This window comes from Yinghuangia sp. ASG 101 (genome assembly GCF_021165735.1).
In the GTDB taxonomy this organism is placed as follows: Bacteria; Actinomycetota; Actinomycetes; order Streptomycetales; family Streptomycetaceae; genus Yinghuangia.
This window is the reverse complement of record NZ_CP088911.1, coordinates 2,779,801-2,795,938: the sequence shown is the minus strand read 5'-3', so window position 1 is coordinate 2,795,938 and position 16,138 is coordinate 2,779,801. Positions and strand designations below refer to the sequence as shown.

Here is a 16,138-nt window from a genome sequence, read left to right as displayed (position 1 = left end):
TGATCAGACCATGTCCAAGCACACGCTCTCGGTCCTCGTCGAGAACAAGCCGGGCGTCCTGGCCCGCATCACGGCACTCTTCTCGCGCCGCGGCTTCAACATCGACTCGCTCGCCGTCGGGACCACCGAGCACCCGGACATCTCGCGCATCACCATCGTGGTCGCGGTCGAGGACCTGCCGCTCGAACAGGTCACCAAGCAGCTCAACAAGCTGGTCAACGTGCTCAAGATCGTCGAGCTGGACCCGGCGCAGTCCGTGCAGCGCGAGCTGCTGCTCGTCAAGGTCCGCGCCGACCACGAGACCCGCTCGCAGATCGTCGAGATCGTGCAGCTCTTCCGCGCCAAGACGGTCGACGTCTCGCCGGACGCGGTGACCATCGAGGCGACCGGCGGCGCCGACAAGCTCGACGCGATGCTGCGCATGCTCGAACCGTTCGGCGTCAAGGAGTTGGTGCAGTCCGGCGTCGTCGCCATTGGCCGCGGCGCCCGCTCGATCACCGATCGCTCGCTGCGCCCGGTCGAGCGCAGCGCCTGACGGTCCCTCTGTGCCGGAGGCCGGCGCCCGCTCGTCTCCCGGGGCCGGCCGCCCGCCGCTCCCCGCGTACGCGCCGGGGCGCCCGGGCGCCGAAACGAGACCGAGCCGTGCGTACACCGCCCGACTCCTGTGGTGTGATGGGCGGCGGTGCCGCGCCGGGGCTCCCGGTGGGGCACCGCCTCGGACGCGCCGCGCGCGACGCCGTCTCACACCGCAACCCACCGAAGCCGCCCCGCCCCGCCGGATGCGAGGATGGGCGCCGGGTCGAGACCCGCAATTCGTGTCTTAAGGAGAAACCCGAAGTGGCCGAGCTGTTCTACGACGACGACGCCGACCTGTCCATCATCCAGAACCGCAAGGTCGCGGTGATCGGCTACGGCAGCCAGGGCCACGCCCACGCGCTGTCGCTGCGCGACTCCGGTGTCGATGTGCGCGTCGGCCTGCTGGAGGGCTCCAAGAGCCGCGCCAAGGCGGCGGAGGCCGGCCTTCGCGTCGTCACGCCTTCGGAGGCCGCGGCCGAGGCGGACGTCATCATGATCCTGACCCCGGACCCGATCCAGGGGCAGGTCTACACCGAGGCGATCGAGCCGCACCTGAAGGACGGCGACGCGCTGTTCTTCGGCCACGGCTTCAACATCCGCTTCGGCTTCATCAAGCCCCCCGCGAACGTCGACGTCGCGCTGGTCGCCCCCAAGGGCCCGGGCCACCTGGTCCGCCGCCAGTACGAAGAGGGCCGCGGCGTGCCGTGCATCGTCGCCGTCGAGCAGGACGCGTCGGGCAAGGCGTTCGACCTCGCCCTGTCGTACGCGAAGGGCATCGGCGGCACCCGCGCCGGCGTCATCAAGACGACCTTCACCGAGGAGACCGAGACCGACCTGTTCGGTGAGCAGGCGGTCCTCTGCGGCGGTACGTCCGCCCTGGTCAAGGCCGGTTTCGAGACGCTGGTCGAGGCGGGCTACCAGCCCGAGATCGCGTACTTCGAGTGCCTGCACGAGCTGAAGCTCATCGTCGACCTCATGTACGAGGGCGGCCTGGAGAAGATGCGCTGGTCGATCTCCGAGACCGCCGAGTGGGGCGACTACGTCACCGGCCCGCGCATCATCACCGCCGACACGAAGGCGGAGATGAAGCGGGTCCTCGCCGAGATCCAGGACGGTTCGTTCGCGAGCGCCTGGATGGAGGAGTACAAGACCGGCCTCCCGAAGTACAAGGAGTACGTCAAGGCCGACGCCGGCCACAAGCTGGAGACCACCGGCAAGGAACTCCGCAAGATGATGAGCTGGGTCAACGACAACGCCTGACCCTCTCGCGTCGCCCGAAAGCGCCCCGAAGCCCTCACGGCCTCGGGGCGCTTTCGGGTTCCGACGCCAGGTCTCCACCGCGGGGACATGGCACTCACGCCGCATCGGATACCTTGTGTCAGACAATCCGACCAGCGCAACGGGGAGCTGCTGTGGGACTGGTGCCGAACCCGATTGACGTCGTCGTCGATCTCGCGGAGGACGCCAAAGACGGTACGGTCGCCGCTGTGAACGCCGGTGTCGAGGCGGCGAAGGACGGAGCGGGGGCCGCGAAGGACTGGACGGTCGACAGGGCCCAGGACGCGGCGGACTGGACCGCCGACCAGGCGAATCAGGCCGCGGGCATGGTGGCGGACGGCGCCGAGGCGGTCACCGACAGCGTCGTGGACACGGCTGTTGACGCCGCCGAGATGGTCGCCGCCGGGGGTGAGCGGGTCGGCGGCTGGGTCAACGACCGAGCCCACGACGTCGCCGAACTCTTCGAAGATCCCTTTTATCGGCCCACCTACGAGAAGCAGCCGGATCGCTCGGTCCCTGCCGCGCCGAGCCAGGTCAAGGTCACGCCCGAGGAACTCGCGGCACTCTCGGGGGCCGCGCGATCCGTGGCGGACCGGCTCGTGCCTCTGCCCGCCTCGGTGGAGACGTGTGCCGACGTGACCCCAGGGCAGATGCGCGGATTCCAGGCCGCCCCCGCGCTGCTCACCTGCTGTCAGGACTGGGCCGCCTCCTTGCGCCGGGTCGCGGAACAGGTAACGGGTGTCGTGACCGACCTGACGGGCAACGCCACCGCCTACACCGCGACGGAACAAACGAACACGGCCGCCTTCACGGTCGCTTCCTGATCCGGTCGACACGGCCTGAAGCACCGGTAAAGCGAAACGGGGGTACTGGGGTTGGTCACGCTTCCGGAACTGCGCGACGCGATTTTCGACGCGTTCGACAGCGCCGCCGAAACATGGGGCCGGGTGGCGGGAAACCTCGACGAGATCGAGGCGCAGTACGCGAGAACCGTGCAAGCGCCGGCGAAGCGGCATCATGGCAATTCGTGGAGCGGTGTCGCGGCGGACGGCGCGCTGACGCGCATCGACGCCCAAAGCGGCGTCCTGCGCTTCTCGTCAGCGGAGGCGCGCAACATCGCGACCGGACTGGAGTCGGCAGGCGAAACTCTGCGTGCGGCACAAAACGCCCTGCGCGCGGTGCTCGAACGGGCCCGCGTCGAGGAGATGACGGTCAGGGACGACGGATCGGTCACGTGGTCGCCGACGGCCCCTCCCGATCCCTCGCTGGTCGCCGAGCGGCAGGCCTACGACGCGGCACAGGCAGGCAAGTGGAATACGGCGTACGACATTCGCCAGGGCATCGACGGCGCGCTCCGAACAGCGACCGAGACGGACACCCAACTCGCCGCACTGCTGCAGAAGATGGCCGAAGCCGCGCGGACCGGCCCCATCGGCGACGACGCGACACAACTGGCGGCCATCACGGATCATTCGCGCCTGGCCATCGATATGCGGGGCGGCCCCGATGCCTCCGCGATCCCGCCGCCGGGCGCCGATCCCAAGTCGGTCGCCGCCTGGTGGGCGAGCCTCAGCCAGAACGACCGGCAGAGCTTCATCGCGGCTTATCCGGAGAGGGTCGGAGGATTGAACGGCGTACCGGTGGTCGACCGCGATCAGGCCAACCAGATCACGGTCGTTCGTACGGTTGCCGACCTACAGGCCCGTCAGGGGTCCCTGAGTGAGCAAGAGGGAAAGAACTACGAGGGCCTGGTCAAGCTGCAAGGAAGCATCCAGGCCCATGCCGCTGATCCGAATGCGGCGCCTCTTTATGTCATGGCCATTGACAGTTCGGGCGAAGGGAAATTCGCGGTCGCGGTGGGAAACCCTGATACCGCGAAGAATACGGCGGTCATGGTTCCCGGTACCACGACGACACTGGAAGGTGTCAACAATCAAATCGACCGTGCCCGACGTTTGCAGTTCACTTCGGATGTGATGACGCCGGAGGCGGGCGACGTGGCCGTGGTTACATGGCTCGGTTACAACGCGCCCGAGATCGGTCCCAGCGTCGCCACTCCCGAACGCGCGCAGCAGGCCGCCGTTCCGCTCGACTCGTTCATCGACGGAGTGCGCGTCACCCATGAGGGGGAGCGGGGACGGGTCACCGTCATCGGCCACAGTTACGGTACGACCGTCGTGGGCGAGGCAGCCGCCACGCAGCACCTCGACGTCGATGACATCGTCGCCGCCGGTTCCCCCGGAATGCGTACCGATCACGCTGCCGACCTCGGGATCGGTGCCGGGCACGTGTGGGTGGAGAGTGCCGGCAACGACCCGGTGGCCCGCCTTCCGCAGGCCGGCGATCTGTTCGGCGGTGCATATCCGATGGGTGCGGCGCCGCAGGACAGCAGGTACGACGCCAACCGCCTCCAGGTGGACACCGACGGTCACAGCGGCTATTGGGAGCCGGAGAGCCAGTCCATCCGCAACCAGGCTGCCATCGTCGTCGGTCAGTACGACAACGCGGAACTCGCCCGCGAGAGCACAGCAGGAGCGGGGGAAGCGCGTTGAACCGGGCGGTGGCCTCCTTGGTCTTGTGCGTCTCGCTTGTGCTTTCCGGATGTTCAGCGCTCACTGACCCGCAGGACGAGGACCTCAAGGATTTGCGGAAGCGCACACATGAGCAAGTGCTCGCTGAAGCTTGGGAGATGCTGGCGTACGCGATGGGCGGCACCGAGCGTGTGACGTCTCTCGGCTATCAGCGGACAACGGAATTCGCCATATCCGGGCAAGAATTCGTCGAGAGGGTCGACGATTGCAAGCTGACGAGCACATCGCCGACGAATGCGGCAACCACTCGTTCACAGTTCGAGTTCTCGTCCGCGCCCATGTCTCAGGGCGATCGGGATATTCTCTTTCGTGAGTTTCGTGAAAATCTCGAAAAAAGAGGATACAAGGTCTATGAGGACTGGTACGACTGGGAATGGTTGCCTCGTCGACAAAGCGACGACCCCCCCTATCCTCTCGCGGCTCGTCGGGGAACGAAGGAGAAGAATGACCAGAGGTTGTGGGTGTCCGCGGAGACGACGGTCTCGTTCGGCGCGGACGCCGGGAAAATGTTGGTGAGTATCGCAGTCGTTCCGGCCTGCTACATCGCGGCCTGGTAGCGGTCCCGAGGAAGTGGACAATGACGCAAACCATGAGCCGTGACGAAGTCGCCGACGCGGCGCGGCCGATCGTGGACTACGTCGGTGATGTGCTCGGGGCCGACCGGGTGCCCGTTTGGCGCGGCATCGTCGGCGCGCCTGTCGAACGGCCCGACGGGACGCTCGACACCGATGTTCACGCCTACACCGTCGGCGCCCAGGTCATGGACGTCCCGGTCGCCGAGCACGCCGCACTGGTGCGGCGGCTGCGCGACACGGTCGTCAAACAGCATTGGGAGGTCAGGGACTTCCGCGTGCGCGAGGACACCGGAACCGCGTTTCTGGTCTGTGTGCACCCCGGTACCGGTTTCGACGTGGCAGTGGGCTCAACGCATCCGGCGACCGCGCTCGCGGTGCTCATCGAGACGCCGGCCATCGCGGTGCCGCCAAGGGACGAGGGACCGGGGATTCCGACGGCACCCCATTCCCTCGATTCCCTCGACCGCATCCGCGACATACTCGGGTGACTTGTGCGGTCGCGACGCGGGCCGTCGCGTACCGATTCGCACGCTTGTGGTGATCGCCGCAGCGCGCGGCGTCCGAGTACGGAAGAATCGAACTCGCAGGGGTGGACCCGTGTCACGGGGCGCCCGCAGGCGCGATGCTGGTGGCGGTGTAGCTGACCGGTGCACCGGACCCGTTCCGGACCGACCTCGTGGAGCGTGAGGCAGATGAGGGGCACAGGGGACTCCATCCGCCGGGAGGGGGCCGTGTCGGCCCGCGGTGGATTGCCGTCCGGTGACAGGGGGTTCGGTGGCGAGGGTGCGGCGCCGGGGGAGAGGCGTGCCGGGCCCGGCCAGTCCGCGGCATTCGAACGCACCTTGCGGCAGGACGAGTTGCGCGCCGAGGGCCGCGGTGGCCCGGCGGGATCCGGGGGCGACCCGGGCGGGCGACCGGGAGCCGGCCGTGCCGACAACAGCCCCGAGCACCATGGTCGTTCGTCGGGGAACTGGTCCGACTCCGCGGCGTCGGGCGGCGTTTCGGGCGGGCCGCAGCCGCGTGCCGCGACGTCCGGTGCGGGGGACGACGACATCTATGCCGACCTCTATCTCGACTTTGACGACATGAACGGCCTGCCTCCCGCGAAGCCCCGACCCGAGCGGCCCGACGACCCGGCCGCCGCCGCCCGCCCGGCGCGCGAGTCCGGAGGCCGGGCCCCCGCCCGCCCGGACGCGGCGCCCCCGCCCGCCCACGACACGACCGTGCCGTCCGTTCGTGCGGTGCCGACCGACACCCCGGCCGTCCCGCCGCCACCCGGGCCGGTCGCCGCGCCGCCCGCCGCCCCCGCGGGGACGCTCCCGCCCCGCCCCGAGCGCCCCGCCGGTCCGCCGCCCCCCGCCGCGCCCGAGGCCGACGGCGACGTGGAGGAGACGTCGCGCACCGACAGCGTCGCGCGGCGCCGCGAGCAGGACACCCGTCCCGCGCCCAACGACGTCGAGGTGCAGGCCAGCGCGTGGTCGGCGGCCTCGCATCCCGGCCGCCGCCGCGCGGTGCGCCGGGAACGCCTCGGCCTGGGCCCGGAGCTGACGGCCCGTGACAACGACGACCGCTACGCCGCGACGGGCAGCGTGTTCGTCGTCGCGGACGGCCTCGGCGGCCACCCGTCGGGCTGGTACGCCGCCGACGTGGCGTGCCGCACACTCGTCGCCGACCTCGCCGCCGCGGACCTGTCGGCCGGTTGGAGCGACCGCCTGCGCGCCTCGATCGCGCTCGCGGACCTCGCCGTCCGCCGCCACGGGCACGGGCAGGCGTACGAAGGCATGCGCACCACCGTCGTCGCCGCCGTCGTCCAGGACGGCCGCCTGCACCTGGCCGGCTGCGGCGACAGCGTGTGCTGGCTGGTGCGCGGCGGCGCCGCGTTCCGGCTCACCGAACAGGGCAACGCCGCCGACCTCGGCCGCCCGTGGCTGCTCACCTCCACACCGCTCGGCGGCTCGCAGCAGCCCGACCCCGAACTCCAGCGCATCGAACTCCACCCGGGCGACCGGGTGGTGCTCGCGACCGACGGTGTCGGGCACCTGCCCGACGAGACCGTGGCCGACCTGATCCACGGAGACCCGTTCCACGCCGCCACCACACTCACCGTCACCGCCGTGCAGAGCGGCGACGACGACGCGACGGCGGTCGTCGTGGAATGTGAGGCCCTGCCCGTATCGTCGGCTGCCGCCGCGCCTCCGCGCCCGCGGCCGGTGGACGGACCCGAGGATTCCCCGCGAGAGCGGTAGGCCGTACGGTCGGAGCGCGACCAAGGAGCACGAAGCGCCCCGCCAAGGGGCTCAAGACCGGACGGATGGCGATGCTCGAACTAGTCCTCCAAGCGGCGACGTCGGACGACGCGGATCGGCGCGACCAGGAACTCCCGCGGTCGCGCACGGTCAAGCTCCCCAGCGAGCCCGGGCAGAAGCTCGGTGTGGGCCGCGACCCCTCACGTTGTGCGCTGGCCACGCCCAAGGACTGGCGCTTCGTTTCGCGTGTGCATCTCGAATTCTCGTTCACCGACGAAAAGCGCTGGACCGTCGAATGGCTGCAGGGCTCGCACACGCGCCCGGTCGCCCTCGTGCAGATCGACCGCGAAGGGGTCTCCGAGCCGGTGCCCTACGGCGCGACGCTGCCGCTTGGAGGGCAGCGCTCGGGGCGCATCGTGATCAGCGACCTGGCCCGCCGGCGCCGCGTCATCGTCGAGTGGAGGCTGTCGCTGCCGCAGCTGGCCGGCGACGAGCCCACCGAGCCCGACGTCGGCGTCCCGGAGACGCAGGATGTCGCGCCTTTCGTCCTGCAGAACCGTTTGTCGGACACCGAGATCGAGGTGCTGACGGCGATGTCCTGTGACTGGATCCACGGCCGCCAGGTCAAACGCGCCAAATCCACGCGCGAGCTGTGTGAGTTGCTGCACCTTTCGGCGGCCACCGTCGAGCGGTGCAAGACGAAGCTGCGCCGGGAGTTCTACAGTTCGGGACTGTGTCCCGAGCTGAACGAACTGCTCGGGCCGAACTACCTGGACACCGTGCGGCATGTGCACGGGGGTTGGGACCTCATCGCGCAGACCGCCGTCACCCACGGCATAGCGGGACGCGGGCCCTGCCCGTGCGGCGGTCAGACGCCGCGGCGTGCCGGCGGTGCGTAGTCGGCCGCGAGCGCTCCCGCGGCCTGCCGCGGCGGCGTGCCACCGGGACCTGACCGGGGAACGACCGAGGGTTTTCTGGAGGGAAGACCGGTGCTCGATCTGAATATGGCGTCGACGTCCGGCGCCGACGACGCGGCGACCGTCGCCATGCTGATGGCCAGCGCGCCCAGCGTCGCCGGGGCCGCGCTGGCGGTGGGCCGGGATGCCGCGCGCTGCCGCTTGGTCACGCCCGCGGACTGGCTGTTCGTCTCGCGCATGCACCTCGAATTCCGCTGCGACGAGACGGGAACGTGGTTCGTCACGTGGATCCGGGGCTCCCAGGACGCGCCCGTCGCGGAGGTCTGGCTCGACGACGGCGTCCGCCGCCCGCTTCCCTACGGCGGCAGCCTGCCACTGCCGCGCCCCGGCTCCGGCGAGGTGGTCATCGCCGATCGCGGGGGGCAACGCCGGGTCACCGTGGGCTGGTTCCTCACGACCGGCTGATTCTCCGGCACACTCGCCGTCCTGACTTCGGGACAACCGTGAAGGCACCCCCCGAACCCGCACTAGACTCGGGCGAGCGTCAGATCCTCCCGCCGCTCCGTCCTCCGCGCGCGCCGCGGGGTGCCGTCATCGCTGTCGACGAAGAAAGCAAAGGATCGCAGTGAGCAAGCCCGTCGTCCTCATCGCTGAAGAACTGTCGCCGGCCACGGTCGACGCGCTCGGTCCCGACTTCGAGATCCGGCACTGCGACGGCGCGAACCGCGCCGAGCTGCTGCCCGCGATCGCCGATGTCGACGCGATCCTGATCCGCAGCGCCACCAAGGTGGACGCGGAGGCGATCGCCGCCGCGGGGCGCCTCAAGGTGGTCGCCCGCGCCGGTGTCGGCCTGGACAACGTCGACGTTCCGTCCGCGACGAAGGCCGGCGTGATGGTCGTCAACGCGCCGACGTCCAACATCGTCACCGCCGCCGAGCTGGCCTGCGGGCTCATCGTCTCGGTCGCGCGCAACATCGCGTCGGCCAACACCGCGCTCAAGAACGGCGAGTGGAAGCGCAGCAAGTACACCGGCGTCGAACTCGCCGAGAAGACCCTCGGCGTCGTCGGCCTCGGCCGGATCGGCGTGCTGGTCGCGCAGCGCATGTCGGCGTTCGGCATGAACATCATCGCGTACGACCCCTACGTGCAGCCCGCGCGCGCCGCGCAGATGGGCGTCCGCATGCTCAGCCTCGACGAGGTGCTGGAGCAGGCCGACTTCCTCACCGTGCACCTGCCCAAGACGCCCGAGACGATCGGCCTCATCGGCGACGAGGCGCTGCACAAGGTCAAGCCGACCGTGCGCATCGTCAACGCCGCGCGCGGCGGGATCGTGGACGAGGGAGCGCTGGTCGCGGCGCTCAAGGAGGGCCGGGTCGCGGGCGCCGGCATCGACGTCTTCAGCAAGGAGCCGTGTACCGACAGCGCGCTGTTCGGCTTCGACAACGTCGTCGTGACGCCGCACCTGGGGGCGAGCACCGACGAGGCGCAGGAGAAGGCCGGTATCGCCGTCGCCAAGTCCGTGCGGCTCGCGCTGGCCGGCGAGCTGGTGCCGGACGCGGTCAACGTGCAGGGCGGGGAGATCGCCGCGGACGTGCGCCCCGGCCTGCCGCTCGCGGAGAAGCTGGGCCGCATCTTCACGGCGTTGGCCGGCGGGGTCGCCCAGCGCCTCGATGTCGAGGTCCGCGGCGAGATCACGCAGTACGACGTCAAGGTGCTCGAACTGGCGGCGCTCAAGGGCGTGTTCTCCGACGTCGTGGAAGAGTCGGTGTCATACGTCAACGCCCCCCTGCTGGCCCAGGAGCGCGGTGTCGAGGTGCGCCTGACCACCAGCTCGGAGAGCCCCGACCACCGCAACGTCGTCACCGTGCGCGGCACGCTCACCGACGGCACCTCCGTGTCGGTGTCCGGCACGCTGGCCGGCCCCAAGCGCGTCGAGAAGGTGGTCGAGGTCAACGGCTTCGACGTCGACCTGCCGCTCACCGAGCACATGGTCTTCCTGCGGTACGCGGACCGCCCGGGCGTCGTCGGCGTCATCGGCCGGCTGCTCGGCGACGCGGGCGTCAACATCGCGGGCATGCAGGTCGGGCGGGCGGCCAAGGGCGGCGAGGCGCTGGTCGCGCTGACCGTCGACTCCTCCATCCCGCCGGCGGTGCTGGGCGAGATCGGTGCCGAGATCGGCGCCGAGTTCGCGCGCCCGGTCAACCTCACCGACTGACCCGCACCGACCGAAGCACCGCCCGACCCGCGGCGGGGGCCGCCCAGCCCCGCCCGAAACCCGCGGGCCGCACGGACGCATGGCCCCGGGGGCTCCCCGCCACCGGGGCCATTTGTGTGTCCGGATGACTCCGGTGGCGTAACCGGCATCTCAAATAGTAGGAACTCCGACTAAATTGCGGACAGCGAGGGGGAACGTCGCTTACCGTGAGATAGCGAGGCTCCTGTGGTCCGATGTGTCCGATGAATCCGGATCCGTCCCAGGGCCTCTCGCCGGACACCGCGCCCACGAGGCCCGTCCGCCCCCCGAGGCGAGTTCGCCTTCCCCGGTCGAATTCCGTGCCGCGACCCGGCCGATTCCCCGCGCCGAACCGCCTCGTCCGACCCTTCTCGACCTCATGGAGTGGACCATGGACGAGACCGCCCGCAAGAACGCCGCCCAGGCCCTGCAGCGCGCCCTCGACCGCCGCGACAACGGCGGCGAGCACCGATGACCGCGGCGTGATCCCGGCGGTTTTCCGCCACCGTCCGGCCGCGCCTGACCCCCGTCCCAGCATCCGGAACGCGTATGTCGGCTTCTGGGACGAGGAGTAAGGTCCGGCCCATGTCTCGCAACGCCAACAGCATTCGTCTCGCAGTGGTCCCCGGCGACGGGATCGGCCAGGAGGTCGTCGCGGAGGGCCTGAAGGTCCTCGCCGCGGCACTGCCCGCCGAGGTCGCGCTGGAGACCACCGAGTACGACCTCGGGGCCCGGCTCTACCACCGCACCGGCGAGACACTGCCGGACAGCGTCCTGGAGGAGCTGCGCGGCCGGGACGCGATCCTGCTCGGCGCGATCGGCGACCCGTCCGTGCCGTCCGGCGTCCTCGAGCGCGGCCTGCTGCTCAAGCTGCGCTTCGCGTTCGACCACCACGTCAACCTGCGCCCGGCGAAGCTGGGCCCGGGTGTCGCGTCCCCGCTCGGCGCCGACGCGAAGATCGACTTCGTCGTGGTCCGCGAGGGCACCGAGGGCCCGTACGTCGGCAACGGCGGCTCGATGCGCACCGGCACCGCGCACGAGGTCGCCACCGAGGTCAGCATCAACACGGCGTTCGGCATCGAGCGCGTCGTGCGCGACGCCTTCGCCCGCGCCCAGGCGCGGCCCCGCAAGAAGCTCACCCTCGTGCACAAGAACAACGTGCTGGTGCACGCCGGCCACCTGTGGACGCGCGTCTTCGAGCAGGTCGCGGCCGAGTTCCCCGACGTCACGACGGACTACCTGCATGTGGACGCCGCGACCATCTTCATGGTCACGCAGCCCGAGCGCTTCGACGTGATCGTCACCGACAACCTGTTCGGCGACATCCTGACCGACCTCGCCGCCGCCATCGCGGGCGGCATCGGCCTGGCCGCGAGCGGCAACATCAACCCGTCGCGCGAGTTCCCGTCGATGTTCGAGCCGGTGCACGGCTCCGCTCCCGACATCGCCGGCCAGGGCAAGGCCGACCCGACCGCGACCGTGCTGTCCGTCGCGATGCTGCTGGAGCACCTGGGCCAGACCGACGCCGCCCGCCGCGTCGAGGCCGCCGTCGCCGCCGACCTGGCCGAGCGCGCGTCGCTCGGCGCCCGCTCCACGAGCGAGATCGGCGACGCGATCACCAAGCGAGTAACCGGCTGAGTCGCCGGTAGAAGAGTTCGACGCCGACCGGAAACCGATCGGCGCGAGACCACCCGAAGCCACCGGCGGTTCAGCCGCAGCACACCGGCTTCGCGCTGCCTCCTCCCGCCGCCCGCACCTGCTCCGCGGGCGGCGCCCGGAGGCCGCAACCGTGGCCGCGCCTGTCGGTTCCCGGTCGGACTGCTTTAGGGTCTCAAACCGGTAGGCGGTGCCCGGACAGCCATCCCTCGGTATCCCCTGGTAATCCCTCGGTGAAGGACACTTAGACGCATGACGACCTCCGTGACGATCGATCTCAAGCCGACCGCGCACCCGCTGTCGGACGCCGAGCGCGCCGCCCGCATGGCGAATCCCGGGTTCGGCCGCATCTTCACCGAGCACATGGTGACGATCCGTTGGGCGGAGGGCCGGGGCTGGTACGACGCGCAACTGGAGCCGTACGCCTCGCTGGACATCGACCCGGCCAACATGACGCTGCACTACGCGCAGTCGATCTTCGAGGGCCTGAAGGCGTACCGCCACGAAGACGGTTCGATCGTGACGTTCCGCCCGTACGAGAACGCCCGTCGCTTCCGGACGTCCGCGCGCCGGCTCGCGATGCCCGAGCTGCCCGAGGAGCTGTTCGTCGGGGCCGTCGACGCCCTGGTCCGGCAGGACCACGCATGGGTGCCCGGCGCCGAGGAACAGAGCCTGTACCTGCGGCCGTTCATGTTCGCGACCGAGGTCGGCCTCGGCGTGCGCCCGTCGAACTCCTTCCTGTTCATGGTGATCGCCTCCCCGGCCGGCGCCTACTTCTCCGGCGGCGTCAAGCCCGTCTCGGTGTGGCTGTCCAAGGAGTACGTCCGCGCCGCCCCCGGCGGCACCGGCGAGGCGAAGTGCGCCGGAAACTACGCCGCTTCGCTGATCGCCCAGGCCCAGGCCGCCGAGCAGGGCTGCGACCAGGTCGTCTGGCTGGACGCCACCGAGCGCCGCTGGATCGAGGAAATGGGCGGCATGAACCTGTACTTCGTGCGCGGCTCGGGCAAGGACGCCCGGATCGTCACACCGTCGCTCACCGGCTCACTGCTGCCCGGCATCACGCGCGACTCGCTGCTGCGGCTCGCCGCCGACCGCGGCTACCCGGTCGAGGAAGGCCGCATCTCGGTGGAGGACTGGCAGGCTGGCAACGCCGACGGCTCCATCACCGAGGTCTTCGCGTGCGGCACCGCCGCCGTCATCACGCCGGTCGGCAGCGTGAAGTCCACGGACGCCGCGTGGAACGTCGGCGACGGCGGCGCGGGCCCGGTCACGCTCGAACTACGCAAGGCGCTTCTCGACATCCAGACCGGCAACGCCCCGGACACCCACGGCTGGCTGCACAAGATCGTCTGACGCCCCGGGCACCGACGCCGAGGCGGCCACCGGGCGGGTACACACGCACCCGCCCGGTGGCCGGACCGCCCACATCGCGAGACCGGTGAAACCACGCCACGGAACGTATGGCAGACTGCCCCCCATGCAGCAGTGGCTCATTATTGGCCGCAGCGTGCCGGCACCGGTCTGACCACCCCCGAACCCGGGGCGGTATCACTCAGCCCACCGCCCGCACGCAGACCTCTCGCGACCGCGAGGGGTCTTTTGTTTTGGCCGAACACCCCTCCGGCCGAGCACCGCGTGCGGCACCGCCGGCCCTCCCGGGCCGCCCGGCACGCGCCGACCGATCTCGACGCCCCGCGGCGGCCCGGGGAGAACCCGACCCGCAGACCCCGTCCGACTCCTGCACACTGGATCGACAAGCAACAGGAGACCCACGATCATGACCGGCGACAATTCCCGCGTCGACGACGGCTTCCACGTCTTCGACACCACCCTGCGCGACGGTTCCCAGCGTGAGGGCATCAACCTCACCGTGGCCGACAAGCTCACCATCGCGCGGTATCTGGACGAGTTCGGCGTCGGCTTCATCGAGGGCGGCTGGCCCGGTGCGGTACCCCGCGACACGGAGTTCTTCCGCCGGGCGAAAACCGAGTTGGACCTGAAGCACGCGCAACTCGTCGCCTTCGGTGCCACCCGCAAGGCCGGGACGACCGCCGCCGCCGACCCCCAGGTCCAAGCGCTGCTGGACGCCGGCGCCCCCGTGGTCTGCCTCGTCGCGAAGTCGCACGACCGGCACGTCGACCTGGCGCTGCGCACCACGCTCGACGAGAACCTGGCGATGGTCCGGGACACCGTCACCCACCTGCGCGAGCAGGGCCGCCGGGTCTTCCTCGACTGCGAGCACTTCTTCGACGGCTACAAGGCCAACCCCGAGTACGCCACCTCCGTCGTGCGGACGGCGCACGAGGCGGGGGCGGACGTCGTCATCCTGTGCGACACCAACGGCGGCATGCTGCCCAGCCAGGTCCAGGAGACCGTGGCCCGGGTGAAGGCCGACACGGGCGCCAGGCTCGGCATCCACGCGCAGAACGACACCGGCTGCGCGGTCGCCAACTCGATCGCGGCGGTCGAGGGCGGCGCGACCCACGTGCAGTGCACCGCGAACGGCTACGGCGAGCGCGTCGGCAACGCCAACCTCTTCCCGGTCGTGGCCGCGCTGGAGCTCAAGAAGGGCATGCGCGTGCTGCCCGAGGGCCGCCTGCGGGAGATGACGCGCATCTCGCACGCCATCGCCGAGGTCGTCAACCTCGCCCCCTCGACGCACCTGCCGTACGTCGGCGTCTCGGCGTTCGCGCACAAGGCCGGCCTGCACGCCTCCGCCATCAAGGTCGACCCCGACCTCTACCAGCACATCGACCCCGCCCTGGTCGGCAACGACATGCGCATGCTCGTGTCCGACATGGCCGGCCGCGCGTCGATCGAACTCAAGGGCAAGGAACTGGGGTACGACCTGTCGCACGACCGCGACCTGGTGGGACGCGTCGTGGACGAGGTCAAGGCGCGCGAGGCGAACGGCTACACGTACGAAGCCGCCGACGCCTCGTTCGAACTCCTCCTGCGCGACCAGGCCGTGGGCGCCCGCGAGCGCTTCTTCACCCTCGAGTCCTGGCGCGCGATCATCGAACAGCGCGGCGGCGGCGACCAGGTCAACGAGGCCACCGTCAAACTCCACGCCAAGGGCGAGCGCATCGTCGCCACGGGCGAGGGCAACGGCCCGGTCAACGCCCTCGACCGCGCCTTGCGGCTCGCGCTGGAGCGCATCTTCCCGGAGCTGGCCGGCTTCGAACTCGTCGACTACAAGGTGCGGTTGCTCGAAGGCCGGCACGGTACCGAGGCCATAACGCGAGTCCTGGTGGAGACGAGCGACGGCAAGAAGGAGTGGAGCACCGTCGGCGTCGCCGAGAACGTCGTCGCGGCGTCCTGGGAGGCCCTGGAGGACGCGTACACGTACGGTCTGCTGAAGGCCGGCCTCGTCCCCGCGAAGGAGGACTGAGCCGCGGGCGGAGCACCGGCGACGGGGCCGCTTCCGCACGGGAGGCGGCCCCGGGCACACCCCGATGGGGAGAACAAAGAACCCCGCTCGTGACGAGCGGGGTTCTTTTCCGTAGCCCCGACGGGATTCGAACCCGCGCTACCGCCTTGAGAGGGCGGCGTGCTAGGCCGCTACACAACGGGGCCCTAGCCCATCCCCCGGGACAATGCCCGAGGGGGATGGTGTCCGTCGTATCGTTTCCGACCGAACGGAGAGGCGCTCCAAAGAGCGCCTCGGAATTTCCGTTACTGCTTTTTCGAGTAGCCCCGACGGGATTCGAACCCGCGCTACCGCCTTGAGAGGGCGGCGTGCTAGGCCGCTACACAACGGGGCCAAACTCTACTGCCGACCACCTTGCGGTGATCGCCAGCCATGTCGCCTTGCGGTGACACAGCTGGGGTACCAGGACTCGAACCTAGACTAACTGGGCCAGAACCAGTCGGGCTGCCAATTACCCCATACCCCAATGCTTGATCCCCATAAGGGACCTTGCTGGCTTGTCCCTCTCCCCTGCGGGGCGGAACGAGAAGAACTTTACCCGATCAGGCGGGCCCGACCAAAACGGGTTCTCCGCGGGTGTGCGCACGGCCGTGCCGGGTCGTGCGCACACCTGTGCCCATCAGGCCGTGCCCGTCG

General features: G+C 70.2%; 13 protein-coding genes and 3 tRNA genes. 13 read left to right on the top strand and 3 right to left on the bottom strand.

What is annotated here, in order from left to right:
• The first annotated feature begins 10 nt into the window (after positions 1-10).
• The 13 genes from ilvN (at position 11) to cimA (ending at position 15,463) form a co-directional block, all read left to right on the top strand.
• Complete coding sequence (ilvN, locus tag LO772_RS11590) at positions 11-535, top strand: acetolactate synthase small subunit (protein ID WP_231778323.1); 525 nt, start codon at positions 11-13, stop codon at positions 533-535.
• A 302-nt stretch (positions 536-837) separates the two neighbouring features.
• Entirely contained in the window at positions 838-1,836 is a 999-nt protein-coding gene (gene ilvC, locus LO772_RS11585) for a ketol-acid reductoisomerase (protein ID WP_231778322.1), read from the top strand.
• Between the two features lie 152 nt (positions 1,837-1,988).
• Positions 1,989-2,678 (top strand): hypothetical protein, encoded by a 690-nt coding sequence (locus LO772_RS11580; protein WP_231778321.1) that lies wholly within the window; start codon positions 1,989-1,991, stop codon positions 2,676-2,678.
• Positions 2,679-2,729: 51 nt separating this feature from the next.
• Positions 2,730-4,406, top strand: coding sequence for an alpha/beta hydrolase (locus tag LO772_RS11575; protein ID WP_231778320.1), 1,677 nt, complete (start codon positions 2,730-2,732; stop codon positions 4,404-4,406).
• A gap of 116 nt (positions 4,407-4,522) precedes the next feature.
• Positions 4,523-5,002 carry a hypothetical protein gene (locus tag LO772_RS11570; RefSeq protein WP_231778319.1) on the top strand — a complete coding sequence of 160 codons (480 nt, stop codon included), beginning with the start codon at positions 4,523-4,525 and terminating at the stop codon, positions 5,000-5,002.
• A gap of 32 nt (positions 5,003-5,034) precedes the next feature.
• Positions 5,035-5,508, top strand: coding sequence for a hypothetical protein (locus LO772_RS11565; protein ID WP_231778318.1), 474 nt, complete (start codon positions 5,035-5,037; stop codon positions 5,506-5,508).
• Positions 5,509-5,862: 354 nt separating this feature from the next.
• Positions 5,863-7,266: a PP2C family protein-serine/threonine phosphatase gene (locus LO772_RS11560; protein ID WP_231778317.1), complete on the top strand. Its 1,404-nt coding sequence runs from the start codon at positions 5,863-5,865 to the stop codon at positions 7,264-7,266.
• A 71-nt stretch (positions 7,267-7,337) separates the two neighbouring features.
• Positions 7,338-8,165: a hypothetical protein gene (locus LO772_RS11555; RefSeq protein ID WP_231778316.1), complete on the top strand. Its 828-nt coding sequence runs from the start codon at positions 7,338-7,340 to the stop codon at positions 8,163-8,165.
• A gap of 90 nt (positions 8,166-8,255) precedes the next feature.
• Positions 8,256-8,648 carry an FHA domain-containing protein gene (locus LO772_RS11550; RefSeq protein WP_231778315.1) on the top strand — a complete coding sequence of 131 codons (393 nt, stop codon included), beginning with the start codon at positions 8,256-8,258 and terminating at the stop codon, positions 8,646-8,648.
• A gap of 160 nt (positions 8,649-8,808) precedes the next feature.
• Positions 8,809-10,398, top strand: coding sequence for a phosphoglycerate dehydrogenase (serA, locus tag LO772_RS11545; RefSeq protein WP_231778314.1), 1,590 nt, complete (start codon positions 8,809-8,811; stop codon positions 10,396-10,398).
• A gap of 603 nt (positions 10,399-11,001) precedes the next feature.
• Positions 11,002-12,054, top strand: a complete 1,053-nt coding sequence (locus tag LO772_RS11540) for a 3-isopropylmalate dehydrogenase (RefSeq protein WP_231778313.1) — start codon at positions 11,002-11,004, stop codon at positions 12,052-12,054.
• 270 nt (positions 12,055-12,324) lie between these two features.
• The gene (locus LO772_RS11535; RefSeq protein ID WP_231778312.1) at positions 12,325-13,425 is read left to right on the top strand and encodes a branched-chain amino acid aminotransferase; all 1,101 of its coding nucleotides are present in this window, start codon (positions 12,325-12,327) and stop codon (positions 13,423-13,425) included.
• Positions 13,426-13,849: 424 nt separating this feature from the next.
• Positions 13,850-15,463 (top strand): citramalate synthase, encoded by a 1,614-nt coding sequence (gene cimA, locus LO772_RS11530; RefSeq protein WP_231778311.1) that lies wholly within the window; start codon positions 13,850-13,852, stop codon positions 15,461-15,463.
• A 112-nt stretch (positions 15,464-15,575) separates the two neighbouring features.
• Here the strand turns inward: cimA and LO772_RS11525 are convergent.
• From LO772_RS11525 to LO772_RS11515, 3 genes are all read right to left on the bottom strand, one after another.
• Positions 15,576-15,648: transfer RNA gene (locus tag LO772_RS11525), tRNA-Glu, on the bottom strand.
• A gap of 115 nt (positions 15,649-15,763) precedes the next feature.
• A tRNA-Glu gene (locus LO772_RS11520) sits at positions 15,764-15,836 on the bottom strand.
• 60 nt (positions 15,837-15,896) lie between these two features.
• A tRNA-Gln gene (locus LO772_RS11515) sits at positions 15,897-15,968 on the bottom strand.
• Positions 15,969-16,138 lie beyond the last annotated feature (170 nt).

Excerpts from the sequence above, each read along its gene's own strand:
- LO772_RS11565 (WP_231778318.1), top strand. The coding sequence starts at position 5,035 with ATGAGCCGTGACGAAGTCGCCGACGCGGCGCGGCCGATCGTGGACTAC.
- ilvN (WP_231778323.1), top strand. The coding sequence starts at position 11 with ATGTCCAAGCACACGCTCTCGGTCCTCGTCGAGAACAAGCCGGGCGTC.
- LO772_RS11535 (WP_231778312.1), top strand. The coding sequence starts at position 12,325 with ATGACGACCTCCGTGACGATCGATCTCAAGCCGACCGCGCACCCGCTG.
- LO772_RS11555 (WP_231778316.1), top strand. The coding sequence starts at position 7,338 with ATGCTCGAACTAGTCCTCCAAGCGGCGACGTCGGACGACGCGGATCGG.
- LO772_RS11540 (WP_231778313.1), top strand. The coding sequence starts at position 11,002 with ATGTCTCGCAACGCCAACAGCATTCGTCTCGCAGTGGTCCCCGGCGAC.
- cimA (WP_231778311.1), top strand. The coding sequence starts at position 13,850 with ATGACCGGCGACAATTCCCGCGTCGACGACGGCTTCCACGTCTTCGAC.